Origin of the sequence: Metapseudomonas phytobenefica (assembly GCF_043392685.1) — a bacterium.
Classification (GTDB): domain Bacteria; phylum Pseudomonadota; class Gammaproteobacteria; order Pseudomonadales; family Pseudomonadaceae; genus Metapseudomonas.
On the sequence record NZ_JBHZGM010000001.1, the window covers coordinates 268,010 to 294,409 of the forward strand.

22 protein-coding genes and 1 tRNA gene are annotated in these 26,400 nt (G+C 65.3%); 12 read left to right on the forward strand and 11 right to left on the reverse strand.

The genetic code is table 11. From position 1 onward, the window contains the following. Window positions 1-2: 2 nt before the first annotated feature. The 4 genes from secD to queA all read right to left on the reverse strand — a co-directional run bounded on the left by secD (window position 3) and on the right by queA (window position 4,500). Window positions 3-1,865, reverse strand: coding sequence for a protein translocase subunit SecD (gene secD / locus ACFW0B_RS01235; RefSeq protein WP_449146139.1), 1,863 nt, complete (start codon window positions 1,863-1,865; stop codon window positions 3-5). A 62-nt stretch (window positions 1,866-1,927) separates the two neighbouring features. Further along, window positions 1,928-2,266 carry a preprotein translocase subunit YajC gene (gene yajC / locus ACFW0B_RS01240; RefSeq protein WP_449146140.1) on the reverse strand — a complete coding sequence of 113 codons (339 nt, stop codon included), beginning with the start codon at window positions 2,264-2,266 and terminating at the stop codon, window positions 1,928-1,930. Between the two features lie 54 nt (window positions 2,267-2,320). Next, window positions 2,321-3,436 carry a tRNA guanosine(34) transglycosylase Tgt gene (gene tgt, locus ACFW0B_RS01245; protein ID WP_449146295.1) on the reverse strand — a complete coding sequence of 372 codons (1,116 nt, stop codon included), beginning with the start codon at window positions 3,434-3,436 and terminating at the stop codon, window positions 2,321-2,323. 14 nt (window positions 3,437-3,450) lie between these two features. Continuing rightward, entirely contained in the window at window positions 3,451-4,500 is a 1,050-nt protein-coding gene (gene queA, locus ACFW0B_RS01250; RefSeq protein WP_449146141.1) for a tRNA preQ1(34) S-adenosylmethionine ribosyltransferase-isomerase QueA, read from the reverse strand. Between the two features lie 109 nt (window positions 4,501-4,609). Here queA and ACFW0B_RS01255 point away from each other — a divergent pair. From ACFW0B_RS01255 to ACFW0B_RS01265, 3 genes are all read left to right on the forward strand, one after another. Next, window positions 4,610-4,695: transfer RNA gene (locus ACFW0B_RS01255), tRNA-Leu, on the forward strand. Window positions 4,696-4,986: 291 nt separating this feature from the next. Then, entirely contained in the window at window positions 4,987-5,199 is a 213-nt protein-coding gene (locus tag ACFW0B_RS01260; RefSeq protein WP_016491057.1) for a cold-shock protein, read from the forward strand. A gap of 105 nt (window positions 5,200-5,304) precedes the next feature. Continuing rightward, window positions 5,305-5,802, forward strand: a complete 498-nt coding sequence (locus ACFW0B_RS01265) for an RDD family protein (RefSeq protein WP_449146142.1) — start codon at window positions 5,305-5,307, stop codon at window positions 5,800-5,802. A gap of 236 nt (window positions 5,803-6,038) precedes the next feature. Here the strand turns inward: ACFW0B_RS01265 and lptG are convergent, their stop codons facing one another. Then, the gene (gene lptG, locus ACFW0B_RS01270; RefSeq protein WP_449146143.1) at window positions 6,039-7,100 is read right to left on the reverse strand and encodes an LPS export ABC transporter permease LptG; all 1,062 of its coding nucleotides are present in this window, start codon (window positions 7,098-7,100) and stop codon (window positions 6,039-6,041) included. Next, on the reverse strand, window positions 7,093-8,214 hold the full coding sequence (gene lptF, locus ACFW0B_RS01275) for an LPS export ABC transporter permease LptF (protein ID WP_449146144.1): 1,122 nt from the start codon (window positions 8,212-8,214) through the stop codon (window positions 7,093-7,095). Before lptF ends, lptG begins: the two co-directional genes overlap by 8 nt. 143 nt (window positions 8,215-8,357) lie before the next feature. On the opposite strand from lptF, the gene ACFW0B_RS01280 reads away from it, so the two are divergent. The 7 genes from ACFW0B_RS01280 (at window position 8,358) to rlmF (ending at window position 17,105) form a co-directional block, all read left to right on the forward strand. Then, window positions 8,358-9,845: a leucyl aminopeptidase gene (locus tag ACFW0B_RS01280; protein WP_449146145.1), complete on the forward strand. Its 1,488-nt coding sequence runs from the start codon at window positions 8,358-8,360 to the stop codon at window positions 9,843-9,845. After that, on the forward strand, window positions 9,842-10,258 hold the full coding sequence (locus ACFW0B_RS01285) for a DNA polymerase III subunit chi (protein WP_449146146.1): 417 nt from the start codon (window positions 9,842-9,844) through the stop codon (window positions 10,256-10,258). Before ACFW0B_RS01280 ends, ACFW0B_RS01285 begins: the two co-directional genes overlap by 4 nt. A 13-nt stretch (window positions 10,259-10,271) precedes the next feature. Next, window positions 10,272-10,757, forward strand: coding sequence for a DNA polymerase III subunit chi (locus ACFW0B_RS01290; RefSeq protein ID WP_449146147.1), 486 nt, complete (start codon window positions 10,272-10,274; stop codon window positions 10,755-10,757). A 116-nt stretch (window positions 10,758-10,873) separates the two neighbouring features. Next, window positions 10,874-13,723, forward strand: a complete 2,850-nt coding sequence (locus tag ACFW0B_RS01295) for a valine--tRNA ligase (RefSeq protein WP_449146148.1) — start codon at window positions 10,874-10,876, stop codon at window positions 13,721-13,723. Window positions 13,724-13,776: 53 nt separating this feature from the next. Next, window positions 13,777-14,073, forward strand: a complete 297-nt coding sequence (locus ACFW0B_RS01300; RefSeq protein WP_449146149.1) for a winged helix-turn-helix domain-containing protein — start codon at window positions 13,777-13,779, stop codon at window positions 14,071-14,073. Window positions 14,074-14,114: 41 nt separating this feature from the next. Continuing rightward, window positions 14,115-15,944, forward strand: coding sequence for an SLC13 family permease (locus ACFW0B_RS01305; RefSeq protein WP_449146150.1), 1,830 nt, complete (start codon window positions 14,115-14,117; stop codon window positions 15,942-15,944). 171 nt (window positions 15,945-16,115) lie between these two features. After that, a complete protein-coding gene (rlmF, locus tag ACFW0B_RS01310) occupies window positions 16,116-17,105 on the forward strand; it encodes a 23S rRNA (adenine(1618)-N(6))-methyltransferase RlmF (RefSeq protein WP_449146296.1) in 990 nt (329 codons plus the stop codon). 90 nt (window positions 17,106-17,195) lie between these two features. On the opposite strand, the gene ACFW0B_RS01315 is transcribed toward rlmF, so the two are convergent. Both ACFW0B_RS01315 and sbcD read right to left on the reverse strand, forming a co-directional pair. Then, window positions 17,196-20,624 carry an AAA family ATPase gene (locus ACFW0B_RS01315; protein WP_449146151.1) on the reverse strand — a complete coding sequence of 1,143 codons (3,429 nt, stop codon included), beginning with the start codon at window positions 20,622-20,624 and terminating at the stop codon, window positions 17,196-17,198. Then, window positions 20,621-21,841 carry an exonuclease subunit SbcD gene (sbcD, locus tag ACFW0B_RS01320; protein ID WP_449146152.1) on the reverse strand — a complete coding sequence of 407 codons (1,221 nt, stop codon included), beginning with the start codon at window positions 21,839-21,841 and terminating at the stop codon, window positions 20,621-20,623. The genes ACFW0B_RS01315 and sbcD overlap by 4 nt, the downstream gene beginning before the upstream one ends. 111 nt (window positions 21,842-21,952) lie before the next feature. Between sbcD and ACFW0B_RS01325 the strand changes: the two genes are divergently transcribed. Both ACFW0B_RS01325 and yejK read left to right on the forward strand, forming a co-directional pair. Then, the gene (locus ACFW0B_RS01325) at window positions 21,953-23,287 is read left to right on the forward strand and encodes a TAXI family TRAP transporter solute-binding subunit (protein ID WP_449146153.1); all 1,335 of its coding nucleotides are present in this window, start codon (window positions 21,953-21,955) and stop codon (window positions 23,285-23,287) included. A gap of 63 nt (window positions 23,288-23,350) precedes the next feature. Next, a complete protein-coding gene (yejK, locus tag ACFW0B_RS01330; protein WP_449146154.1) occupies window positions 23,351-24,358 on the forward strand; it encodes a nucleoid-associated protein YejK in 1,008 nt (335 codons plus the stop codon). 101 nt (window positions 24,359-24,459) lie between these two features. On the opposite strand, the gene ACFW0B_RS01335 is transcribed toward yejK, so the two are convergent. The 3 genes from ACFW0B_RS01335 to ACFW0B_RS01345 are packed head-to-tail and all read right to left on the reverse strand — an operon-like array spanning window position 24,460 to window position 26,283. Then, a complete protein-coding gene (locus ACFW0B_RS01335; protein ID WP_449146155.1) occupies window positions 24,460-25,395 on the reverse strand; it encodes a glutathione S-transferase family protein in 936 nt (311 codons plus the stop codon). Between the two features lie 36 nt (window positions 25,396-25,431). Continuing rightward, on the reverse strand, window positions 25,432-25,749 hold the full coding sequence (locus ACFW0B_RS01340; protein WP_449146156.1) for a GIY-YIG nuclease family protein: 318 nt from the start codon (window positions 25,747-25,749) through the stop codon (window positions 25,432-25,434). A 48-nt stretch (window positions 25,750-25,797) separates the two neighbouring features. Further along, a complete protein-coding gene (locus ACFW0B_RS01345; RefSeq protein ID WP_449146157.1) occupies window positions 25,798-26,283 on the reverse strand; it encodes a nuclear transport factor 2 family protein in 486 nt (161 codons plus the stop codon). Window positions 26,284-26,400: the final 117 nt, after the last annotated feature.

Below are 26,400 nucleotides of genomic sequence, written 5' to 3' on the forward strand. Positions count from 1 at the left end.
CCTCAAATCCACAGTTTCTTGAAGTTGCGGCCACCGAAGATCAGGTTGACCATGCCGCGGGTGAACATGATGGCAGTGAACATCGAGGTGATGATCCCGAGCGACATGGTCACGGCAAAGCCCTTGATCGGACCGGTACCGAGGGCGAACAGGATGCCGCCCACCAGCAGGGTGGTGAGGTTACTGTCGACGATCGCGGTGTAGGCACGGTCGAAGCCTTCGTGGATCGCACGCTGAACCGACAGGCCGTTGCCCAGCTCTTCGCGTATCCGCGAGTAGATGAGCACGTTGGCGTCCACCGCCATACCCAGGGTCAGCACGATACCGGCGATGCCCGGCAGGGTCAGGGTGGCCCCGATCACCGACATCAGGCCCACCAGCAGCACCAGGTTGAACGCCAGGGCGATGGTGGCCAGGAAGCCGAAGAACCGGTAGATGGCGATGATGAACAGCGACACGAAGACCATCGCCCACTCGGTGGATTCGATGCCCTTGAGGATGTTCTCGGCGCCAAGGCTCGGACCGATGGTGCGTTCTTCGGCGAAGTACATCGGTGCGGCCAAGCCACCGGCACGCAGCAGCAGGGCCAGTTCCGAGGACTCTCCCTGACCGTCCAGGCCAGTGATGCGGAACTGGCTGCCCAGCGGCGACTGGATGGTCGCCAGGCTGATGATCTTCTTCTCTTCCTTGAAGCTCTGTACCGCCACTTCCTTCTGGACGCCGTCGACCTCCTGGGTCACGTAGCGGGTAACCGGGCGCTGCTCGATGAAGATCACCGCCATGCTGCGACCCACGTTGTTGCGGGTGGCGCGGCTCATCAGCTCGCCGCCGTGGCCGTCGAGACGGATGTTCACCTGCGGACGACCGTTTTCGTCGTAGCTGGCCTGGGCGTCGGTCACCTGGTCACCGGTGATGATCAGCCCGCGCTCCAGTGCCACGGCGGGACGGCCGGGCTCACGGAACTCGAAGGATTCGGTCGACGCCTTGCTGGCAGTCGGCTCGGCAGCGAGGCGGAACTCCAGGTTGGCGGTCTTGCCGAGGATACGCTTGGCTTCGGCGGTATCCTGCACGCCCGGCAGCTCGACCACGATGCGGTTGGCACCCTGACGCTGCACCAGCGGCTCGGCCACGCCCAGTTCATTGACGCGGTTGCGGACGGTGGTCAGGTTCTGCTTGATGGAGTATTCGCGGATCTCCGCCAGCTTGGCCTGGGTCAGGCTCAGCTGCAGGACCTGCTGGCCACCACGAACGGAGGTGGTGATGTCGAAGTCGTTGAAGCTCTTGCGGATCAGCGACAGGGCCTTGTCCAGGGACTCCTGGTCGGCGAAGCCGAGCTGGAAGCCGTTCTTCTGGGCCGGCAGACTGCGATAGCGGACACGCTCCTTGCGCAGCAGGGTACGGACTTCGCCTTCGGAGACCTTCAGGCGCGCATCGACGGCCTTCTCCATGTCCACTTCCAGCAGGAAGTGCACACCACCCGAGAGGTCCAGACCGAGCTTCATCGGTGCGGCGCCCAGCTTGCGCAGCCAGTCCGGAGTGGTCGGAGCCAGGTTCAGCGCGACCACGTAGTCGTCGCCAAGGGCCTTGCGCACCACGTCCTTGGCCGGGAGCTGGTCACCCAGCCTGGTCAGGCGCAGCAGGCCGCCGGTCTGGCCGACGCTGGCGGATTTGAGTTCGATGCCGGCCTGTTTCAGCGCTTCGCTTGCCTTGTCCAGATCCGCTTGCTGGATCTTCAGCGCGGTACTGGTGCCGCTGATCTGGATCGCCGGATCATCCGGATAGAGATTGGGTGCGGAATAGACCAGGCCGATCGCCAGCACCGCCAGGATCAGCAGATATTTCCACAGTGGGTACTTGTTGAGCATGACTCCGCCCGTTATGACGCGGGGCGCCAGTTGGCGCCCCGTCGGTGTTGATCCATGGATCCTCAGATGGCTTTCAGGGTGCCCTTCGGCAGGGTCGCCGCGATAGCCGCCTTCTGGAACTTCAGCTCTACGTTGTCGGACACTTCGATGACTACGAAGTCATCGGCAACCTTGGTGACCTTGCCGGCGATGCCGCCGGAGGTGACCACTTCGTCACCCTTCTGCAGGCTGCCGAGGAGGTTCTTGTGCTCCTTGGCGCGCTTGGCCTGGGGACGCCAGATCATCAGATAGAAGATGACCAGGAAACCGATCAGGAAAACCCACTCGAAGCCGGTACCGGCGGGGCCGGCGGCAGCCGGTGCGGCAGCATCGGCGTAGGCGGCGGGAATCAGAAAGCTCATGTAGCACTCCTGTTGCGGAAATATGAAAAATCGACTCGGAAGAATGCAGCTTTATCAGTCCAGGGGCGGAGTCGGTAGTCCGCGCTTGGCATAGAAGGCATCGACAAAGGCGGCCAATTTACCCTGTTGAATTGCCTCGCGCAAACTAGCCATCAGGCGCTGGTAATGCCGCAAGTTGTGGATTGTATTCAACATGCTGCCGAGCATTTCGCCGCATTTGTCCAGATGGTGCAGATAGGCGCGGGAGAAGTGTTTGCAGGTGTAACAGTCGCAGGTCGGGTCCAGCGTGGACTCGTCATGCTTGTGCACCGAATTGCGGATTTTCAGCACGCCGGTGTCGATGAACAGGTGGCCGTTTCGCGCGTTACGGGTAGGCATTACGCAGTCGAACATATCCACACCGCGACGCACGCCCTCCACCAGGTCTTCCGGCTTGCCGACGCCCATCAGGTAGCGCGGCTTGTCCGCCGGCATCTGGCCGGGCAGGTAGTCCAGCACGCGAATCATCTCTTCCTTCGGCTCGCCCACGGAGAGACCACCAATGGCCAGGCCGTCGAAGCCGATCTCGCTGAGGCCTTCCAGGGAGCGCAGGCGTAGTTCTTCGTGCATGCCGCCCTGGACGATGCCGAAGAGCGCGGCGGTGTTTTCACCGTGAGCCACCTTGGAACGCCTGGCCCAACGCAACGACAACTCCATGGAACGCCTGGCGGTATCGAAGTCCGCCGGATAGGGCGTGCACTCGTCGAAGATCATCACGATGTCGGAGCCCAGGTCGCGCTGGACCTGCATCGATTCCTCGGGGCCCATGAACACCTTGGCGCCGTCCACCGGAGAGGCGAAGGTCACGCCCTCCTCCTTGATCTTGCGCATGGCGCCCAGGCTGAACACCTGGAAACCACCGGAGTCAGTGAGGATGGGGCCCTGCCATTGCATGAAGTCATGCAGGTCACCATGGCGCTTGATCACCTCCATGCCCGGACGCAGCCAGAGGTGGAAAGTGTTGCCGAGGATGATCTGCGCGCCGATGCCTTCGATATCGCGCGGCAGCATCCCCTTCACGGTACCGTAGGTTCCTACAGGCATGAAGGCGGGCGTCTCGACCACACCCCGGGGGAAGGTCAGGCGGCCGCGACGGGCCTTGCCGTCGGTGGCCAGCAACTCGAAGTTCATCCGGCAGGTGCGCGTCATGCTTGGTCCTCGGGTCCGCGCGGGGCGGGATTGCGGGTGATGAACATCGCATCACCGTAACTGAAGAATCGGTAGCCCTGCTCCACTGCGGCGGCGTAGGCAGCCATGGTCTCCGGATAACCGGCGAAGGCCGACACCAGCATCAGCAAGGTGGATTCGGGCAAGTGGAAGTTGGTGACCAGGGCATCGACCACATGGAAGGGCCGACCCGGGTACAGGAATATGTCGGTATCGCCGCTGAAGGCCTTGAGCTGGCCATCCCGTGCAGCGCTTTCCAGGGAACGCACACTGGTGGTGCCGACAGCGATGACCCGTCCGCCGCGAGCATGGCAGGCAGCCACGGCATCCACCACGTCCTGGCCTACTTCGAGCCATTCGTGGTGCATGTGGTGATCCTCGATGCGCTCTACCCGCACCGGCTGGAACGTACCGGCGCCCACATGCAGGGTGACGAAAGCGCTCTCCACGCCCTTCGCGGCGATGGCGTCCAGCAGGGCCTGGTCGAAGTGCAGCCCGGCGGTCGGCGCTGCGACGGCGCCCGAGTGGCGGGCGTAGACGGTCTGGTAACGCTCGCGGTCGGCGTCCTCGTCAGGCCTGTCTATATAGGGAGGCAACGGCATGTGGCCGACGCGCTCCAGCAGCGGCAGCACTTCCTCGGCGAACTTCAGCTCGAACAGGGCATCATGCCGGGCGAGCATCTCAGCTTCGCCGCCACCGTCGATCAGCAGGGTCGAACCCGGCTTGGGCGACTTGCTGGAACGCACGTGGGCCAGCACGCGATGGCTGTCCAGCACCCGCTCGACGAGGATTTCCAGCTTGCCGCCGGAAGCCTTCTGGCCGAACAGCCGCGCCGGAATCACCCGGGTATTGTTGAACACCATCAGATCGCCGGGGCGCAGGTACTCCAGCAGGTCAGTGAAATGGCGATGGTTCAGGGCGCCGGTTTCGCCATCCAGCACGAGGAGACGGCTGGCGCGGCGCTCGGCCAGGGGATGACGGGCGATAAGAGCTTCAGGAAGCTCGAAGTGGAAGTCGGCTACGCGCATGGGTGGGGGTCGTGTCGCAGGGGCGCAGATAGTACAGGAAATGCCCGATCCTGACCACGAAGACGGATTGACCGGCCCAGAGCGCCTCCCTATACTGCGCGGCCATCGTGCCTCGGTGGCGGAATGGTAGACGCGGCGGATTCAAAATCCGTTTCTGGCGACAGAGTGAGAGTTCGAGTCTCTCCCGGGGCACCACGATATCTCCAGGCCTGAAAGGGCCTCCCTCCCGTATTTCCCGCTCGTTCGCAAGGCAATCTACCGCCGGTAAAGTTTGGCCTGACGGGGATTGGCAATTCCTCAAAAACTACGTAGAGTTGGCCAACTGTGTTTGCATGGGTCGCTGTTGAATCGTGACCTGATGCGGTAGATCACCAGATCCGCTACATCCCGCTCGACTTCTCTTACCTCTTTGCAACCAGTTTCCAGCCCTTCTGCCGCGTCAGTGAACAGCAGGCTGTCATCAACTTCAGTTTCAAGGAAAAAGATATGTCGAATCGTCAAACCGGCACCGTCAAGTGGTTCAACGACGAGAAAGGTTTTGGTTTCATCACCCCGGAAAGCGGCCCGGATCTGTTCGTTCACTTCCGCGCCATCGAAGGCTCGGGCTTCCGTAGCCTGAAAGAAGGCCAGAAGGTCACCTTCGAAGCCGTACAAGGCCAGAAAGGCATGCAGGCTGACAAGGTTCAAGTAGTCAACTGATTACCTGAGCGTCGCCGAAGGCCCCTGATGGAATCATCAGGGGCTTTTTTGTGCCTGCGAATCGGCTGTTAGAATGGCGCGCCCTCCACACGCCAAGAGCCCGCAATGCCGAAACATCAGCTGCGCCCCCAGGGCGATTTCCCCGCCGCCGGGCTTATTCGCCGCTTCGCCGCGATCTTCTACGACTTCCTCCTCTGCGTCGCCCTGCTGATGGTGGTCACCCTGATCTACCAGCAGGTAGTGCTGCGCCTGATCTACGGCGGCGAACGTCTGCGTCAACTGGCCGACCAGGGCGCCCTGTCGGGCGATCCGCTGCTTTCCACGCTGCTGGTCTTCGCGCTGTTCGGCTTCTTCGCCAAGTTCTGGACCCACAACGGCCAGACCCTCGGCATGCAGGTCTGGGGCATCCGCGTACAGAACAGGGACGGCTCGGCCATCAGCCTGTGGCAGGCGCTGCTGCGGTTCGTAATCGCCATCGGTTCCTGGCTGGCGCTGGGCCTTGGTTTCTTCTGGTGCCTCAGGGACAAGCAGAAGCGCACCTGGCACGACATTTACTCGGAAAGCGAGGTGGTCCGTATCCCCAAGGATGCCCACAAGAAATAACCCATGAAAAAGCCGGCGAAAGCCTGATGCTGTTCAGTCACGCAGCGCCAACTGCGGTGTAGCTGTTGTTGTAGGAGCGAGCTTGCTCGCGAAGCTTTCCCATTCGCCAGCAAGCTGGCTCCTACAGCGTTCCCCGCTGCAGAAAGCAGCAACGCCGCTTACCCGGAGGGATAAGCGGCGTTCTTATGTGTACAGCATTACGGCGAAAGCCGGCTTTTTCTTGCGTCGATGGGGAATCAGCCCGCGCGCCTCAGCAACCAGAGGCCAGCCAGGGCACAGACGCCCGCCGGCACCAGCACCGCGAACAGCGGCGAGAAGCCGAACACCAGGCTGGACGGTCCGAGCAGGTCCTGACTGATGCGCACCACGAAGCCGATCACCACGCCGGTGAACACCCGCTGCCCCAGGGTCACCGAGCGCAGCGGACCGAAGATGAACGAAATCGCCATCAGCACGAGGGCCCCGGTGACCAACGGCTGCAGGACCTTGGTCCAGAACGCCAGCCAGTAACGGCCGTTGTTCAGCCCCTGTTCCGCCAGATAGTGGGTGTAGCGCCAGAGGCCGGTGATCGACAGCGCCTCGGGCTCCATGACCACGGTGCCGAGCAGCTCCGGCTTGAGTTCGACATCCCAGCGTTCGCTGACGTTGTTGACCACTTCGGTGTGATCGCCACGGAAATGGGTCGTGGTCACATCCTCCAGCTGCCAGTACTCGCCCTGATACAGCGCACGCCTGGCGAAGCTGGCCGATTGCATGTGACGCTCGCCATCGAAGCGATAGCGTGTCACGCCGTAGAGCACGCCGTTTGGCTGCACGGCGTTGATATGGACGAACTCTTCGCCCTGGCGATGCCAGAGACCGCGCTTGGAGCTCTGCGCATCCCCGCCACCCTGGGCCAGGGAGCGATTGGCCTGGGCCAGGTTTTCACTCCAGGGGGCGACATACTCGCCAATCAGCACGCCAGCCAGCATCAGCACCAGCATGGGCTTCATCACCGCCCAGACGATGCGACCAATGGACACGCCGGCGGCACGCATCACCGTCAGCTCGCTGCTGCTGGCCAGCGCACCGAGACCGATCAGGCTGCCGATCAGGGCCGCCATGGGCAGCATGTCGTAGACACGGCGCGGCAGGGTGAGGAAAACGTACCAGGCGGCGGCCATCACGCCGTAATCGCCCCCCACATCGCCCAGTTCGTCGATGAAGGCGAACAGCGCAGCGAGGCTGACTATGATCCCCAGCACCGCGAGGATGCCGAAGAAAACGCTGGTGCCGATGTAACGATCCAACCTAACCATGGGCCACCTCACGGGCATCACGACGAGCCGCCCACTTCAGGCGCAGAGGCTCCCAGTACAACATCAAGAGGCCGACGGCGAAGAACAGGCCATGCACCCACCACAGGCCAAGCGCCATGGGAATGCGTGCCTTGTCCAGCTGGCCACGCGCGGCGATCAGCAGGGCCAGGTAGGCCATATAAAGCAGGATCGCCGGCAGCAGCTTGAGGAAGCGGCCCTGGCGCGGATTGACCCTGGACAGCGGCACCGCCAGCAGCGTGACCACGAACACCAGCAGCGGAATGGACAGGCGCCACTGCAGCTCGGCCTGATAGCGCGGGTCCTTGCTGCCGATCAGTTCGGAGGTGGGCACCGCCTCGCGCTCGCCGATCTCGGAGCTGATCTCCGGCTTGGGCAGCAGCACGCCGTAGGTTTCGTACTGAATGATGCGGTAGTCCGCCTTGCCGGGATTGCCGTCGTAGCGGTAGCCGTTCTTGAGGATCAGGTAGCGGCTGCCGTCCGGCTGGATCTCCTGGTGGCCCTTCTCCGCCACCAGCACACCAATGCCACGGTCCTTGCCATCCTGCCGCGAAATGCGCTTCTCCGAGATGAATACGCCGCCCAGCTCGCCGCGATCACTGGACAGGGTTTCGGTATAGGTCACCCGGCCACCACCCTTGAGGGCCTGGAAGCGTCCGGGAACCAGGGTATCCAGTTCGGTCAGGGCATCCTGCTCATTGAGGATGCGCGCCACCTGGGATACACCCTGGGGCGCCAGGCCCAGGCTCAGCCAGGCCACGAGCAGCGCGACCAGCAGGGCCGGCGCCAGGCTGTAGGCCATCAGGCGCTGCTGGCTCATGCCCGTGGCGCTCAGGACGGTCATTTCGCTTTCGAGGTAGAGCCGGCCATAGGCCAGCAGGAAACCGAGGAACAACCCGAGGGGCAGGATCAGTTGGAGGAAGCCGGGAATCCGGAAGCCCATGATCAGGAACAGCACACTGGGGTCCAGGGCTCCCTGTGCGGCCTGCGCCAGATACTTGATGAAACGGCCGCTCATGATGATCACCAGCAGCACGGCACTGACCGCGCTCAGGGTAACCAGGACCTCGCGGGAGAGATAACGGAAGACAATCAAAACCAGACACTCCAGGGTTGTCAGGCTCGGGCGGCTACGCTCAAACTAGCCGCTTTATGGCCAGCCCGCCGTTCTGACGGGCCACTGAAAAAATAGCCGGCATTATCCTGCAATCCCGGCTCTTTGTCTTGGGGACACATGTCATGGAATTCCTAGTCAAAAGCGCCCGTCTGGAAACCCTGAAAACCGCCACGCTGGTCGTCGCCGTCGGCGAAGGACGCAAGCTCGGCGCAGCCGCTCAGGCCGTGGACGCTGCAGCTGGCGGTGCCATCAGCACCCTGCTCAAGCGCGGCGACCTGGCCGGCAAGGTGGGCCAGACCCTGCTCCTGCACAGCCTCCCCAACCTCAAGGCCGAACGCGTGCTGCTGGTGGGCAGTGGCAAGGAGCGCGAGCTCTCTGACCGCCAATTCCGCAAAATGATCGCCGCAGCCAACGGCGTACTGAAAGGCCTCGGCGGCAGCGATGCGACCCTGTCCCTGTCCGAGCTCGCTGTGAAAGGCCGCGATGCCTATGGCAAGGCTCGCCTGATGGTGGAAACCCTGGCCGACGGAGCCTACGTCTTCGACCGCTTCAAGAGCCAGAAGGCCGATCCCAAGGCCCTCAAGAAAGTCACCCTGCTGGTGGAGAAGGCCGACCAGGCCGAGGTCGAACGTGGCAGCCTGCATGCCCAGGCCATCGCCAACGGCATGGCCTTCACCCGCGACCTCGGCAACCTGCCGCCGAACCTCTGCCACCCGAGCTTTATCGCCGAACAAGCCAAGGCCCTGGCCAAGGCGCACAAGAACCTCAAGGTAGAGGTGCTGGACGAGAAGAAACTCAAGGAACTGGGCGCCGGCGCCTTCCTCGCCGTGGCCCAGGGCAGCGCCCAGCCGCCGCGGATGATCGTGCTCAACTACCAGGGCGGCAAGAAGGACGACAAGCCCTTCGCCCTGGTCGGCAAAGGCATCACCTTCGACACCGGCGGCATCAGCATCAAGCCGGCTGCCGGCATGGACGAGATGAAGTACGACATGTGCGGCGCCGCCAGCGTGCTCGGCACCTTCCGCGCCGTGCTCGAGCTGCAGCTGCCGATCAACCTGGTGGGCCTGCTGGCCTGTGCCGAGAACATGCCCAGCGGCGGCGCCACCCGCCCGGGCGACATCGTCACCAGCATGAGCGGCCAGACCGTCGAGATCCTCAACACCGACGCCGAAGGCCGCCTGGTGCTGTGCGACACCCTGACCTACGCCGAGCGCTTCAAGCCCCAGGCCGTGATCGACATCGCCACCCTCACCGGCGCCTGCATCGTCGCCCTGGGCAGCAATACCTCGGGCCTGATGGGCAACAACGACGCGCTGGTGAAGCAGATCCTCAAGGCCGGCGAATACGCCGACGACCGTGCCTGGCAGCTGCCGCTGTTCGACGAATACCAAGAGCAGCTGGACAGCCCCTTCGCCGACATCGCCAACATTGGCGGTCCGAAGGCCGGCACCATCACCGCTGGCTGCTTCCTGTCGCGCTTCGCCAAGAAGTACCACTGGGCGCACCTGGACATCGCCGGCACCGCCTGGGTCAGCGGTGGCAAGGACAAGGGCGCCACGGGTCGTCCGGTGCCGCTGCTCACCCAGTACCTGCTGGACCGCATCAAGTGAGGATAGAGTTCTACGTACTCTCCTCGGCCAACCCGGCGGACCGCCTGCGCGCGGCCTGCCAGTTGGCCGCCAAGGGCTGGCGGCATGGGCTGCCGGTCCTCCTGCGCTGCACCGATACCGCCCAGCGTGATGAGCTGGACGAACTGCTCTGGCGCTTCCGCGCCGAAAGCTTCATCCCCCACTGCCTTATCGACGACGACGCCACGGCCCCGGTGGTGCTGGCCCTGGACGAGGCACCGGCCACCCAGCAGGGCCTGCTGATCAACCTCGCCCCGACCATTTCCCCCCACGTCGACCGTTTCAGCCGGGTCATCGAGATCGTCAACCAGGAACCTACCCTGCTTGCCGCCTGCCGGGAGAATTTCCGCAGCTACCGCCAGCGGGGCTATGATCCGAAACGAGTCGAACTCTAGCCGTAGCCGTACCATGGATACCCCCAAGCCTCCCCCCAAGCCGGCACACTTGCTGGACGACCTCGAGTCCATCCGGGCCCTGCTCGATAACGAGCCCGGCGGCGCCGAGCCTCCCCTGCTCACCGACACCCTGGATGCCGACGGCATTCCACTGCTGTCCGAGATCGTCGAGCCCGCGCCGGTGCCTCCGGCTAGCGAGACGCCACCAGCCCAGCAGCCCCTGTTCCAGGCCGCCCCGGTCGCTCCGACGGCAACCCTGACGCAGCCAGCCGAAGCCGCACCGGTGCCCGCAGCCACCCAGCCGCTGGCGAACGCCATCCGCCAGCGCATAACACCTGCCGGCAACCCGGAGCTGATGCAGCTGGACAATGAGCTGCGCGCCGCCGCGCAGTTGATCCTGCAGGATGTGATCGACGATTTCGTGCCGCAGATCGAAGCCGAATTCAAGCGCCGCCTCGAAGCCCGGCTGACGCGCCTGCTGCCGCCACGCCGCCAGTGATCCAACGCGCCCGGCACCTCCGGGCACGTCCGCAACGCACCAATTCTTTCGCCGCCCCGTTGCCGCTATACTCCCCCGTTTTCCCGTTCAGTTGCCTCTAGGGTCCCCGCCGAACCATGGACAAGACCTACCAGCCCCACGCCATCGAAACTTCCTGGTACCAGACCTGGGAGAAGAACAACTACTTCGCCCCGCAAGGTTCCGGCGAGCCCTACACCATCATGATCCCGCCGCCGAACGTGACCGGCAGCCTGCACATGGGTCATGGCTTCAACAACGCCATCATGGATGCCCTGATCCGCTTCCGCCGCATGCAGGGTCGCAACACCCTGTGGCAGCCGGGCACCGACCACGCCGGTATCGCCACCCAGATGGTGGTGGAGCGCCAGCTGGCCGCCCAGGGCATCAGCCGCCATGACCTCGGCCGCGAGAAATTCCTCGAGAAGGTCTGGGAGTGGAAGGAACAGTCCGGCGGCACCATCACCCGCCAGATCCGCCGCCTGGGCTCCTCCGTGGACTGGACGCGCGAGCGCTTCACCATGGATGAGGGCCTGTCCGACGCGGTGAAGGAAGCCTTCGTGCGCCTGCACGAAGACGGCCTGATCTACCGCGGCAAGCGCCTGGTCAACTGGGACACCAAGTTCCACACCGCCATCTCCGACCTCGAAGTGGAGAACCACGACGAGAAGGGCAGCCTGTGGAACCTGCGCTACCCGCTGGCCGACGGCCACAAGACCGCCGACGGCAAGGACTACCTGATCGTCGCCACCACCCGTCCGGAAACCATGCTCGGCGACAGCGCCGTTGCCGTGCACCCGGAAGACGAGCGCTACAAGAACCTGATCGGCACCTTCGTCGAGCTGCCCCTGGTGGGCCGCCGCATCCCGATCGTCGCGGACGAGTACTGCGACCCCGAGTTCGGCACCGGCTGCGTGAAGATCACCCCGGCCCACGACTTCAACGACTATGAAGTCGGCAAGCGCCACAACCTGCCGCTGATCAACATCTTCGACAAGAACGCCGCCGTGCTGGCCCAGGCCCAGGTGTTCAACCTCGACGGCAGCGTCAATCACGAGCTGGACGGCAGCCTGCCCGCGCAATTCGCCGGCCTCGACCGTTTCGAGGCGCGCAAGCAGATCGTCGCCGCCTTCGAGCAGCTCGGCCTGCTGGAGAAGATCGAAGACCACGCGCTGAAAGTGCCCAAGGGCGACCGCTCCGGCACTGTCATCGAGCCCTGGCTGACCGACCAGTGGTACGTCTCCACCAAGCCGCTGGCCGAACCGGCCATCGCCGCCGTGGAAGACGGCCGCATCCAGTTCGTGCCCAAGCAGTACGAAAACATGTACTTCTCCTGGATGCGCGACATCCAGGACTGGTGCATCAGCCGCCAGCTGTGGTGGGGCCACCGCATCCCGGCCTGGTACGACGAAGAAGGCAATGTCTACGTCGGCCGCAACGAAGCCGAAGTCCGCGCCAAGCACAACCTGGGCGAGCGCCCCCTGACCCAGGACGAAGACGTGCTCGACACCTGGTTCAGCTCGGGCCTGTGGACCTTCTCCACCCTGGGCTGGCCGGAACAGACCGAGTTCCTCAAAACCTTCCACCCCACCGACGTGCTGGTCACCGGCTTTGACATCATCTTCTTCTGGGTTGCGCGCATGATCATGCTGACCATGCACCTGGTGAAGAACGAGGACGGCAGCGCCCAGGTTCCGTTCAAGACCGTCTACGTCCATGGCCTGGTGCGCGACTCCCAGGGCCACAAGATGTCCAAGTCCAAGGGCAACGTGCTCGACCCGCTGGACATCGTCGACGGTATCGACCTGGACACCCTGCTGGAAAAACGCACCAGCGGCATGATGCAGCCGAAGCTCGCCGAGAAGATCGCCAAGCAGACCCGGGCGGAATTCCCCGAAGGTATCAACAGCTACGGCACCGACGCCCTGCGCTTCACCTTCCTGTCGCTGGCCTCCACCGGCCGCGACGTGAAGTTCGACATGGGCCGCGTCGAAGGCTACCGCAACTTCTGCAACAAGCTGTGGAACGCCGCCAACTTCGTCATCGAGAACACCGATGGCCGGGACACCGGCGTCAACGACGAGCCGGTCGAGCTGTCCTCCGTGGACCGCTGGATCATCTCCGCCCTGCAACGCACCGAGGCCGAAGTAACCCGCCACCTTGACGGTTTCCGCTTCGACCTGGCCGCCCAGACCCTCTACGAGTTCATCTGGGACCAGTACTGCGCCTGGTACCTGGAGCTGGTCAAGCCGGTGCTGTGGGACGAGAACGCCTCCATCGAGCGCCAGCGCGGCACCCGCCGCACCCTGGTCCGCGTGCTGGAAACGGCCCTGCGCCTGGCTCACCCCTTCATGCCCTTCATCACCGAAGAAATCTGGCAGCGCATCAAGGGCCAGGCCGGCAAGAGCGGCGACACCCTGATGCTGCAAGCCTGGCCGGTGGCCAACGAGAGCCGCATTGACGCCGCTGCCGAAGGCGACATCGAATGGGTCAAGGCGCTGATGCTCGGCGTGCGGCAGATCCGTGGCGAGATGAACATCTCCATGGCCAAGCGCATCGACCTGCTGCTGGCCAACGCCAATGACGAAGACCGTCGCCGCCTGGCCGACAACGAGCCGCTGCTGAAGAAGCTGGCCAAGCTGGAGAGCATCCGCGTGCTGGCCGCGGGCGAAGAAGCGCCGATGTCCGCCACCGCCCTGGTGGGCGAGATGCAGGTCCTGGTACCGATGGCCGGCCTGATCGACAAGGACGCCGAACTCGCCCGCCTGGACAAGGAAATCCAGCGCCTGGAAGGCGAAGTGAAACGTGTCGGCGGCAAGCTGGGCAACGAAGGCTTCGTCGCCAAGGCGCCCGCCGAGGTGATCGAGAAGGAACGCGCCAAGCTGGCCGAGGCCGAACAGGCCCTGGCCAACCTGACCGAACAGCGCGCGCGCATCGCCAGCCTGTAACCCCCGACGAGGCCCGCAATTGCGGGCCTCGTTCCATCTGCTGAAGGACATCCATGGAAACCAGCAAGACCAAGACCAGCTTCTACCGCCGCCTCTACGTCGCCTGGCTGATCGACAGCGGCACCGCCACCAGCGTCCCGGCCATCATGGAAGCCACCGGCATGCCTCGCCGTACCGCGCAGGACACGCTGCTGGCCCTGGGCGAACTGGACATCGACTGCCAGTTCCAGCAGGAGGCCGGCGAGCGCAACAACGCCGGGCACTACGAGATCCGTGACTGGGGCGCCATCGACAAGCGCTGGATCGCCGCTAACCTGCAACAGATCAAGGCCGTTCTGAACTACCCCTGACAGACTGCCGCTCCCCGCCAAGGAACCTCCGGGAGTACTGCTTGAACCACGAATTGATCCTGGTGCTGGCCCTGCTGCTCGCCGCCATCACCCTGTTCGTTCTCAACAAGCCACGCATGGACGTGGTTGCCCTGCTGGTCATCGTCGCCCTGCCGCTGACCGGCGTCCTCGATATTAGCCATACCCTGGCCGGATTCAGCGACCCCAGCGTGGTGCTGATCGCGGCTCTTTTCGTCATCGGTGACGGCCTGGTCCGAACCGGCATCGCCTACCGCCTCGGCGACTGGCTGGTGGCGCGCGCCGGCAGCAGCGAAACGCGCCTGCTGGTGCTGCTGATGCTGGCCGCCGCCGGCCTCGGCTCGGTGATGAGCTCCACGGGCGTGGTGGCCATTTTCATTCCCGTCGCCCTGGGCGTCGCCGCGCGGCTGAAGATCCCCCCTGCGCGGCTGATGATGCCGCTGGCCTTCGCCGGCCTGATCAGCGGCATGCTCACCCTGGTCGCCACCGCCCCCAACCTGGTGGTGCACAGCGAACTACGCCGCGCCGGCCTGGACGGTTTCGGCTTCTTCAGCCTGACCCCGGTGGGGCTTGCGGTTCTGGCGCTGGGCATCGTCTACATGCTGTTGACCCGGCACTGGCTCACGCCCCGGGGCGCGGACGAGGCCGCTGCCGCGCCGCGCCTGACCCTGTCCGACCTGGCCTCGGCCTACGCGCTCAACGAACGCGAGCGGCGCCTCAGGGTGCGCGCCGACTCGCCCCTGGTGCGCCAGTCCCTCAACGAACTGGAGCTGCGCAAGCAGTACGGTATCAACGTGATCGCCGTCGAGCGCCAGCGCCGTTTCCGTACCCTGCTGCTGATGGCCACCGGCAATACCCTGCTGGAGCCCGGTGACGTGCTCCTGGTAGATCTCGCCAGCCCCGCCATTGGCCTGATCGGCGCCTATCAGGAGCTGGGCCTGGAACCCCTGCCGCTCTCCTCCTCCTACTACAGCCTGCACGCCCACCAACTGGGGCTGGCCGAAGTGGCGCTGCCGCCGGAATCGAAGCTGCCGGGCAAGACCATCCAGGAACTGGGCTTCCGCTCCCGCCACAAGCTCAATGTGGTGGGTCTGCGTCGCCACGGACAGGCGCTGGACGGCGTGCTGGTGGACGAAAAGCTGAAGGCCTCCGACATGCTGCTGGTAGCCGGCGAATGGAAGGCCATCCACCAGTTGCAGGGCCAGAGCCGCGACTTCCTCGTGCTGAGCCTGCCCGCCGAGGTGGACGAGGTAGCGCCCACCGCGCGCAAGGCGCCCTACGCGCTGCTCAGCCTGGCGGTGATGATCTTCCTGATGGTCAGCGGCCTGGTGCCCAACGTGATGGCCGCGCTGATCGGCTGCCTGCTGATGGGCGCCTTCCGCTGCATCGACCTGGACAGCGCCTATCGCGCCATCCACTGGCCGACCCTGATCCTCATCGTCGGCATGCTGCCCTTCGCCCAGGCCCTGCAACAGACCGGCGGCATCGACCTGGCGGTGAAGGGGCTGGTGGCGGTGCTGGGCAACGCAGGCCCCTACGCCATGCTCGCCTGTCTGTTCACCGTCACGGCACTGATCGGCCTGTTCATTTCCAATACCGCCACTGCCGTGCTCATGGCCCCGGTTGCCGTCGCTACCGCCCAGCAACTGGGGATGTCGCCCTACCCCTTCGCGATGATCGTCGCCCTGGCGGCCTCGGCGGCTTTCATGACGCCCATCTCCTCCCCCGTGAACACCCTGGTGCTGGGCCCCGGCCAGTACCGCTTCGGGGACTTCGTGAAGGTCGGTGTGCCCTTCACCATCCTGGTGATGATCGTCAGCGTGCTGCTGGTGCCGCTGGTGTTCCCGCTCTGACCATCCGCAAGGCAACCGCAGGTTGGGCTGAGGTACGAAGCCCAACACCTCGGAGCCGGGACCCGCTCGTTGGGCCTCGCCGGGCTCGGACCAACCTACAGGCACACCGCAGTGCCCACTGGAGGCCTCGGCTGTGGGAAAATGCCGCGTTTTCCTGCCGACGCCACCAGCATGCCGCAACCACCCAAGAGCCCCCGTCCCGCTCCCGCCAAGCCGCCCGCCGCCAAGGGCCAGTTGCACCCGCGCAACCGCCACCAGGGCCGCTACGACTTTCCCCGCCTGATCCAGCGCAGCCCGGAGCTGGCACGCTTCGTCATCACCAACCCCTACGGCAAGGAGAGCATCGACTTCGCCGACCCGGAGGCGGTCAAGGTTTTCAACCGGGCCCTGCTGCGGCAGTTTTACAGTATCCGCCACTGGGACATCCCTGCCGGCTACCTCTGCCCGCCCATTCCCGGACGCGCCGACTACCTGCACGGCCTGGCCGACCTAATGGCCGAGGGCAACGGCGGGCAGATTCCCCGTGGCAAGGGCATCCAGGCGCTGGATATCGGCGTTGGCGCCAACTGCATCTACCCGCTGATCGGCCACGCCGAGTACGGCTGGCACTTCACCGGCGCCGATATTGACGGCACGGCCCTGGGTTCGGCCCGCGCCATCGTCCAGTCCAACCAGTTGGACAGTGCCATCGCGTTGCGCCAGCAGCTCCAACCGAAAAACATCTTCAAGGGCCTGATCGCACCGGGCGAGCGCTTCGATATCAGCCTCTGCAACCCGCCCTTCCATAGCTCGCTGGAAGAGGCCACCCGCGGCAGCCAGCGCAAATGGAAGAACCTCGGCAAGCTCGACCCCAAGCGCAAGCTGCCGGTGCTGAACTTCGGCGGCCAGGGCGCTGAACTCTGGTGCGAGGGCGGCGAAGCCGGTTTCCTTCAACGAATGGTCGACGAGAGCGTGCAGTTCAAGGACCAGGTGCTGTGGTTCAGCAGCCTGGTGTCCAAGGGCGCCAACCTGCCCGGCATGCAGGCCCGCCTGCAGCGCAGCGACGCCGTGGACATCCGCGTGGTGGAAATGGCCCAGGGCCAGAAGCAGAGCCGCTTCGTCGCCTGGACCTTCCTCGATGCCGCGCAGCGCGAGGCCTGGCGCAAGGAGCGCTGGGCATAACGACTCCTACAACGCGGGCACATGTCGCGGCTCTTCCTGTGGGGGCGAATTCATTCGCGAATAAATTCGCTCCTACATTGACCGACTGACCTACGCGCCCACCGCGAAGCAGGCATCCAACCGGCTGTAGCCCATGCCGACGCCCTTGTGCACCTTGAGCTGCACCGGGATACGCTCCTTCATCGCTTCCACATGGCTGATCACGCCGATCATCTTGCCGCTGGCGTTCAGGGCATCCAGGGCGTCGAGGGCGACCTCCAGGGTCTCTCCATCCAGGGTGCCGAAGCCTTCGTCGAGGAACAGCGAATCGATGCTGGTCTTGTGGCTGACCAGATCGGATAGCGCCAGGGCCAGTGCCAGGCTGACCAGGAAGCTCTCGCCGCCGGACAGTGTCTTGCAGTCGCGGACGACGTCGGCCTGCCAGGTGTCCACCACTTCCAGTTCCAGTTCGCCACCCTGGCGCCGCGCCAGCTGGTAGCGGCCATGCAGGCGCTGCAATTGCAGGTTGGCCAGGTGCACCAGGTGGTCCAGGGTCAGGCCCTGGGCGAACTTGCGGTACTTGGCGCCGTCGGCAGAGCCCACCAGGCCGTTGAAACGCTGCCAGAGGTCGTACTCGGCTTCCTGTCGCCCGATCTCGGCGAACAGGGCCTGCTGGCTCTGCCGGCGCTGCTCGTCGCCACTGAGCTGGGCACGGATTTCCCCCTGGCGCTGGCTCAACCCGCGCATCCGTTCGGCCAGGGCCTGCCATTCAGCCTCCAGCCGTTCGCAGTCCAGCTCGCTCTGCGGCGCAGCCTGCAAGCGCTCTGCCTGGGCACGCGCATCGGCCAACAGGGCCTCGGCATCCCCCAGCTCGCGATTCAGGCGCTGATGCAATGCCAGCAAGGCGTCGCGCTCGGTATCGTCCAGCAATGCGGCCAGGAAGGCCGCCTCGTCGGCAAAGGGGCTGCTCGCCAGGCCCTGGCGCCAGGCATCCAGTTGCAAGTGCAGCTGGTGCCGGGATTCCTGGACCCGCTGATCCTGGCTGCGCTCGCTGCCCTTGAGCTGGTTGAGCCGCTGCTGCGCCGCCTCCAGCTCGCCCTCCACAGCGGCAAGCGCCGCCTGGGGATCGTCAACCGGCGCCAGGGGCGTCTGCCCGGTGTGGCCGGACGCCTGCCAGCGCCCCTGCCACAGGCGCGCCTGTTCGCGAGCGGTTTCCAGTGCGTGCTGCTGGTCACGCAGCTGGCCGTCCAGTCGCTGGCTCACCGCCTGGTCCATCTGCCACTGCTGCCATTCGGCCTCGCGCTCGGCCAGCCAGGCATCTCCGGCCTCCGGCAGGCTGTAGCCCAGGGGCGCCAGGCCAGCGGCCAGCTGTTCTCGAGCCTCGCGCTGCTGGGCGTCCAGCTGTTCCAGGCGCTGGCGGGTGGCTTGCTCCTGCTGGTGCAGGCCCTGTTGTTCCTTTTCCAGCAATGCAAGCTGGCTGGTGCAGTCATGCAACGCCTTGCCGCGCTGCTGGCGCAGATCACGGGCCGCAGCCAGCGCGGACTTGAGCGCGTCCAGTCGGGACAGACGGTCCTGCAGCGCCTGCAGCCGTTCGGCATGGCCCAGCAGCTCGGCCTGCAAGGCGGCCAGGTCGGGTAGTTGCAGTTGCAGCGCCTGGCACAGTTCGCGCCAGCGCTCGACAACTTCGCGCTGCTCTGCCTCGCCGCCTTGCAGCGTCTCGTTGAGCTGGGCCACCTGGGCATCCAGAGCGGCCAGGCGGCTGCTCAGGGTTTCGCCCTGCTGGCGCACCTCGTCCTGGGCGGCCTTGCAGTCCTGCAGGCCCTGCTGGGTGGCCGACAGGTTGAGCGCCTGGTATTCGGCGATGGCCGGGTGTTCGTGGGAGCCGCACAGTGGACAGGCTTCGCCGGGTTGCAGGGCCGCGCGATAGGCCTCCAGCTGCTGGATGCGCTGTTCCTGTTCGAGGAGCTTTTCCTTGTCGGCAATCTGCTGCTTGAGCTCGGCGAAGCGACGACGCAGGCCATCGCGCTGTTCGCTCAAGGCCTTCTGCTCATCCTGCAAGGGCAGCAATTGCTCGCGCGCCCGCGACTGCCGCTCAGCCAGTTGCCGGCGCTGCTGGGAAAGCTGTTCCAGGTGCTCCAGCTGGCGGCCACGTTCCAGCAATTGCTGCCACTGGTTGCGCAGGGCAGCATCGTCCTGACCATCCAGCAGCGCGTCGAGCCGGCCCTGGGCTTCGGCCTCCGCCTGCTGAGCCTGCGCCTGCTCAGTGCGGGCGTTTTCCAATGCGCTACGAGCCAGTTCGAGGCGAGCCGTCAGTTCACTGGCCTGGCGAGTCAGGCCAGACTGCGCAGTGCGCTGCTCGGCCAGCTCCGCCTCGCGCCGGGCCAGGACGCCGAATTCCGCCTTCCAGGCCCCCAGATACTCGCCCAGGCGGGCCCGCTGAGGTTGCTCGGCCAGACGCCTCTCCAGGGCTTCTCGCTCGTCCTGGAGGCTTTCTAGGGCATGCTGCCGAGTCTGCACCCATTGCGCGCCCAGCTGCGCCCCCTGCCAGAGCTGGTCGAGGATGCGTTCGGCCAGCCCCTGCAGGTCGTGGCGGGTGACCCGCAGCTCGCTTTCATGCTGGTTCAGCTGCTGCTGCGCCCGCTGCCAGTCGCGGTGCAGCGGCAACAGCCTGCTGGCCGGCTCGCTGGCGGCAAGACGCGCCAATTGCGGCTGCGCCTGCTCCAGAGCCGCGCGGGCCGCAACACCCTGCTGCAAGGCCGCCTGCTGGCGGGCCAGCGCCTTGTCCAGCTCGTCGCGCCATTGTCGCTGGCGCTGCAGGACTGTCTGTTGGACCTGCAGCTTCTGTTCTTCCGCCGCGAGGGTTGTGGACTCCTGCTGCAAGGCCGCGCGCGCCTCTTCGCTGAGCAATTCCACGCCTTCGGCGCGGGCGCGCAATTGATCCAGCCCGGCCTTCACTTCACGGGTCCGTTCGAACACCCGCTGGGAAATTCGCCCGTAGATTTCGGTGCCGGTCAGTTCTTCGAGCAGTTCCGCGCGCTGGTTGGCGCTGGCTTCGAGGAAGGCGGCGAAGCCGCCCTGGGCCAGCAGCATCGATTTGGTGAAGCGCTCGAAGTCGAGCCCGGTCAGGCTTTCGGTCAGCTTGAGCTTGTCGTTGATCTTGTCGGTGAGGATTTCGCCATCCAGCACCCGCGCCAGCTCAACCTTCGGCGGCTGCAGGCCGCCATCGGCCTTGTCGCGGGCGCGGCGCTGGCTCCAGAAGGCGCGATAGGCCACGCCCTTCACTTCGAACTCCACTTCCGCCAGGCAGTCGGCGGTGTGCCGGGTCATCAGCTCGTTGATGCTGGCCGACACCGTGCCCATTCGCGGGGTGCGGTGGTAAAGCGCGAGGCAGATGGCATCCAGCAGGGTGGTCTTGCCGGCTCCAGTGGGGCCGGTGATGGCGAACAGGCCGTTGCCGGCGAAGGGCTCGCCGGTGAAATCGATCTTCCACTCGCCCTTCAGCGAGTTGAGGTTCTTCAGGCGCAGGCTGAGGATCTTCATGCCTGTTCCTCCCGCAGCCCGGCCAGCACTTCACGGTGCAGCCCCAGCAGGTTGCGGCGCAGGGCGTCGTCCAGTTCCTCGCTCTCCAGGCGCTTGTCGAAGACCTCCTCCGGGTTCAGCTCATCGAGGGTCTCCCGCCCTTCGCGGACCAGGCCCGGCTGGGCGTTGCCACGCTCGCGGCGGATGCGCAGCACCTCCACCGGCAGGCCCTCGTACAGGGACGCCAGGCGCGCCTGCAGGTCGCTGAGGTAATCGTCGGCACTGAGCAGCACTTCCAGCCACACCGGGCGCTCCGGCGTCCCCTCGCGGGCCACCTCGGCCAGTTGCGCAGGCAGCTCCGCCAGGGCGCCACGCAGGGAATACAGGGCCTGGAAACGCGGTACCGGCAGCGCTTCCACCTTGTGCAGGCCGATGCTGTCCAGGTCCACCAGCAGCACCTCCTTCTGCTGCCGCGCTTCGTCGAAGGACAGCGGAATGGGCGAGCCGCAGTAGCGGATGTGTTCCAGGCCACCGACCTTCTGCGGCCTGTGGATATGTCCGAGAGCGATGTAGTCCGCCGCCGGGAAGGCGCTGGTGGGAAAGGCTTCCAGGGCGCCGACGTAGATCTCCCGCACCGACTCGCTGGCGCTGGCGCCCACAGTGGTCAGATGCCCGGTGGCGACGATGGGCAGGCCGCCGCCCAGCTCGGCGCGACGCTGCTCGGCCAGGGCGAACAGGCGCTGGTAGTGATCCTGGATCGCCTGCTGCAGGGACAGCTGCTTGTCCGCCGCGCTCTGCCCGGCCTGGCTTTGCAACACATCGCGCGGGCGGATGAAGGGAATCGCGCAGAGGATCGCCCCCGGCGCGCCGGAACGGTGTTTGAGCACCAGCACCTGCTCGTCGAGTTCGCCCCCTACTGACGGCACTACGCGGGTATCCAGCTGCGCCAGCAGAGTGCGGCTTTCACCGAGCATGGCCACCGAATCATGGTTGCCGCCGAGCACCACCAGGCTGGCGCCGGCCTCGCGCAGTTCGACGATGAACTGGTTGTACTGCTCGCGGGCGTAGCTGGGCGGCGCGCCGGTATCGAAGACATCGCCGGCGATCAGCACCGCGTCCACCTGGCGCTCGCGTACCTGTTCGATCAGCCAGCGGCAGAAGGCCTGGTGCTCGGCCTGGCGGGTCTTGCCCATGAAGTGCTGGCCCAGGTGCCAGTCGGAAGTGTGGAGGATGCGCATCGTGGATCACTGTGGTGGAACGGAAATGCCGGCAACCCTGTCATTTCCGTGGCTGCCTGGCAACCGCAGAGCCGCTATCCTTCCCAGCATCCGCTGCAGACAGGGACTGACATGCAACGCATCTTCCGCGACCTCAAGATCATGATCCTGGCCAACCTCTGGTTGATCCCGGTAATGGCGGCGCTGGTGGGCGCCCTCTTCTATTTCGTCGCCCCGCCGCCGCCCATGCACGCGCGGCTGGCCACCGGCGGCCCCTCGGGCGGTTACAACGCCTTCGGCCAGAAACTCAAGGAAGAACTGGCAAGGCAGGGGTTCGAGCTGGAACTGGTGCGCAGCCGCGGCTCGCTGGACAACCTGGCCAAGCTGCAGCGCGGCGAAGTGGAAATCGCCCTGGTGCAGAGCGGCCAGGAACTGACCCTGAGTGCGAAGGAGCGCGAACACCTGCACGGCCTCGGCGTGATGTACCAGGAGCCGCTCTGGCTGTTCAAACGCAAGGGGCTGGAGATCGACCGCATGGCCGACCTGCTGCAATTGCGGGTCGCCATCGGCGCCGCGAACAGCGGCACCCGCTCGGTCAGCGACGCGATCCTCGCCGCCAACCAGATCAGCCCCGAGCGCTACCCGCCGCAGTGGCAGGCCATCAGCGGCAGCCCCGCGGCCAGCGCCCTGCTGGCCAGCGAACTGGACGCCGGCTTTTTCCTCGGCCCGGCGGAAAGCGCCGTGGTAAAGCGCCTGGCGGCCAGCCCCGAGCTAGATCTGGTCAGCCTGCGCCGCAGCGCCGCCTACCGCGCGCGCCTGCCCCACCTGACCAAGCTGGAGGTCGGCGAAGGCCTGCTCAACCTGGCCAGCAACAGCCCCTCGCGGGACATTCGCACCCTGGCGCCGGTGGCCACCCTGGTGGCCAACGACGAATTCCACCCCTCACTCACCCCGCTGATTCTCGAAGCGGCGCGCGAGGTGATGAAGAACGGCACCCTGCTCGACCCGCCCGGCACCTACCCCAGCCCCAAGCCGCAGACGCTCTCCAGCCTGAGGGAAGCCGATTACTACTACGAGAAGGGCCTGCCGATCCTGCAGCGCTACCTGCCGTTCCGCATCGCTTCCCTGGCTGACCGCTACATCATCCTGCTGATCCCGCTGATCGTGATCATGATCCCGCTGTCCAAGGCCGTCGGCCCGATCTACCGCTGGCGCATCCGTGCGCGCATCTACCGCTGGTACAAGTACCTGCGCGAGATCGACCGCAAGCTGGACAAGGGCACGCCGCCGGAAGAGCTCGCCAGCGAGATCGAGCATTTGGAGAAACTGGAGCAGCGCCTGGCCAAGGTGGAGGTGCCGCTGTCCTACTCCAACGAGCTGTACGACCTGCATCTGCACCTGCGCCATCTGATCGAACGGCTGCAGGCGGTGCAGAGACGGCAGGCAGCCGGGGAACAGGTCGGGTAAACTGGCGAACTTTTTCCACCCGGCGCGTCATCGCGCCGGCTGTGCCCCCGAGAGCGAAGATCCATGCCCATCCGCCACTGCATCGTTCACTTCATCGACAAGAAGCCCGACGGCAGCGCCGCCGTGCTGCATGCCCGGGATAGCGAACTGGGCGAGTCCCAGGCCATGGAAAACCTCCTGGCCGACCTCAATGAGAGCTACAACGCCAAACAGGGCAAGGCCTGGGGATTCTTCCATGATGAATCCGGCGCCTACCCCTTCAGCGGCTGGCTGAAGGAATACCAGGACGGCGCCCGCGACTTCACCGCCTTCAGCCGCCAGGCCGTGGAGCACCTGCAGAAGCTGATGGAGGAGTCCAACCTCTCCACCGGCGGCCACGTGCTCTTCGCCCACTACCAGCAAGGCATGACCGACTACCTGGCCATCGCCCTGCTCCACCACAGCGAAGGCGTGGCGGTGACCGACGCCCTGGAAGTGACGCCGGCCAAGCACCTGGACCTGGGCCAGCTGCACCTGGCGGCCCGCATCAACCTGTCCGAGTGGCAGAACAACCAGCAGTCGAAGCAGTACATCTCGTTCATCAAGGGCAAGAACGGCAAGAAGGTGTCGGACTACTTCCGCGACTTCATCGGCTGCCAGGAAGGCATCGACCCGCCGAGCGAAACCCGCACCCTGCTCAAGGCCTTCAGCGACTTCGTCGAAAGCGAGGACCTGGCCGAGGAACAGGCCCGCGAGAAGACCAGGACCCTGGTGGACTACGCCACCACCCAGGCCAAGCTGGGCGAGCCGATCACCCTCGACGAACTGTCCGGCCTGATCGACGAAGACCGCCCACGCGCCTTCTATGAGCACATCCGCAACAAGGACTACGGCCTGTCCCCGGAGATTCCGCCGGACAAGCGCACCCTCAACCAGTTCCAGCGTTTCACCGGCCGCGCCGAAGGCCTGTCGATCAGCTTCGAAGCGCACCTGCTGGGCTCGAAGATCGAGTACGACGAAGGCCGCGACATGCTGATAATCCGCCAGCTGCCGACCCAGCTGAAGGATCAGCTGAAGCGCCGCAAGGACTGACGCTCCGCCCCCCAATGAAATAAGCCCGGCGATTGCCGGGCTTATTTCTTTTCTGTGTGAGCGAATTCATTCGCGAATGAATTCGCTCACAAGAGCAGCGATCACACTGCCTCTATGCGGAACCCCAGCCGTGGGAAGTGCACATGCACCACGCCGGCGCGTTCGTCCTCGCGGCGCAGGATGATTTCCTCGCGGCCGGCGAACAGCAGCTCGCCCTCCACCGGATCGACACCATAGTCGGTGGCCGCCACCCGCACCTGCTGGCCCGGAACGAAACCATTGGGGTCGCGGAAGTCCTCGCTGGGCAGCGTCGCAGGCGCAACGCTCCGGGCGATTTCGATCGCCTCCGCGGCAGACAACGGACTGCTCGCCCCCTCACCGAAACCCAGTACCCGGCCTAGCCAGGCAGCCACCTCCGGATAGTCGTCCACCAGCGGCGCGGTCACCGGCGTGCCCTTGAGGAACCACAGGCAGTGGGCCAGGGAGAAATCGGCGACCGAGGGCGCGCCAAAGAGGAAGTCGCCTTCACTGCGCTCCAGTTGCTGTTGCAGCCGCCCCATCAGCACCGGCCAGTTGCTGCGGGCCTGCTCCAGCGGCACGCGGGTGCTGCTGCCACCGGAGAACAGCCTGGCGCGGTCGGCGAGGAAGGCCTGTTGCGCAGCCGGCGGTAACTGGCCCATGCGCACGGCGATGGATTCGGGCTGGAACACCAGGGCCACGGCGTGCTGGAAGATCACCGAATCCGCCCACAGGGCGAAGCTGGCGACGTTGAACTCCTGGCCTTCCGGGAACAGCGCGGGGCCGGCCTTTTCCTGTTCCAGGCGACGGGCGATCAGTGCGGTGTCGCAGTAGATATCGGCCCCCACCTGCAGCACCGGGGTCTTGCGGTAGCCGCCGGTCAGCGCCATCAGGTCGGGCTTGGGCATGATCCGCGGGATCTCTACCGAGCGCCACGATAGCTGCTTGTAACCGAGCATCAGCCGCGCCTTCTGGGCGAAGGGCGACTGCTCGTAGTGATGCAGGATGAGTTCGGACATGGCAGGTCTCCGCTGCGATTGAGATAAGGCCGGAGCTTATCCGGCCACTTCTTCGGAGCCTATACCTTCGGCACGCGCCCAACCCTCTATCAGCGACTCTTTGACTGCCTTCTTCATGCGCTTGATAGCGATTTCGCGGCGCAAGGCCTCGCGCTTGTCGGCGCAGGCTTCGACAAACACCAGGGCGCGGGCCGGGCTGGAATGGAAGAACCGCGCGCCCTTGCCGCTCTGGTGCTGGGCAAAACGCCGCTGCGGGTCGTCGCTGATGCCGCAGTAGAGGGCACCGTTCTCGGCACGCACCAGATACACGTACCAAGGCTTGGCGGCGGGGGCGGATTCGGTTTGTTCGGGCATTGCGGGGTCCTGATGGGGGGCCGCCGCATTAGGCATTGCCTCGCCTCGTCAAGACAAGTTCTTCAGCGCGCCGGCGCGGTAAGCCGCCAGGCCCCGCGCAGCCTGTTTGCGAATGGCCTCCTGCACAGGCGGCGCCCAGCCCAGCAGCAACCCCTTCACGCCCAGGGCCTGACGGGCCCAGCGCCAGAGATCGAAGCTGTCGTGGTGCTCGATGATCTTGCCGTCGGAGAAAAGGAATCGCGCATGGATGCGGTTTTCCACCATGCGCCCGGTCTGGCTGAACAGGTAGGTGGCGACCCAATTGGCACGACCGTAGAGGTCATCGGCTTCGACGCCATCGAAGGTCAGGCTGAACTGCTGGGCGCGGCTGGCGAGCATGCGCCACATATCCCCGGCTTCCTGCCCGTTGAGGTCGGTGAACACCGGGTCGCTGAAGTGCACGTCGGGGCTGTAGCAGGCGACCATGGCCTCGGCGTCGAGGCGCTGGAAAGCCTGGTAGAAGCGGGTGATGAGCTCGGCGTTGGGATGGGCCATGGACTACTCCGGCAAGGACTGTATGGCTAGCAGTATTGACCCGAATGGTTCAGGTTGCGATTAGCGGCCGGGCGACCTTTGCCAGTCTGTTCAAGCAGTTATTTCCCGTTGGAGCGA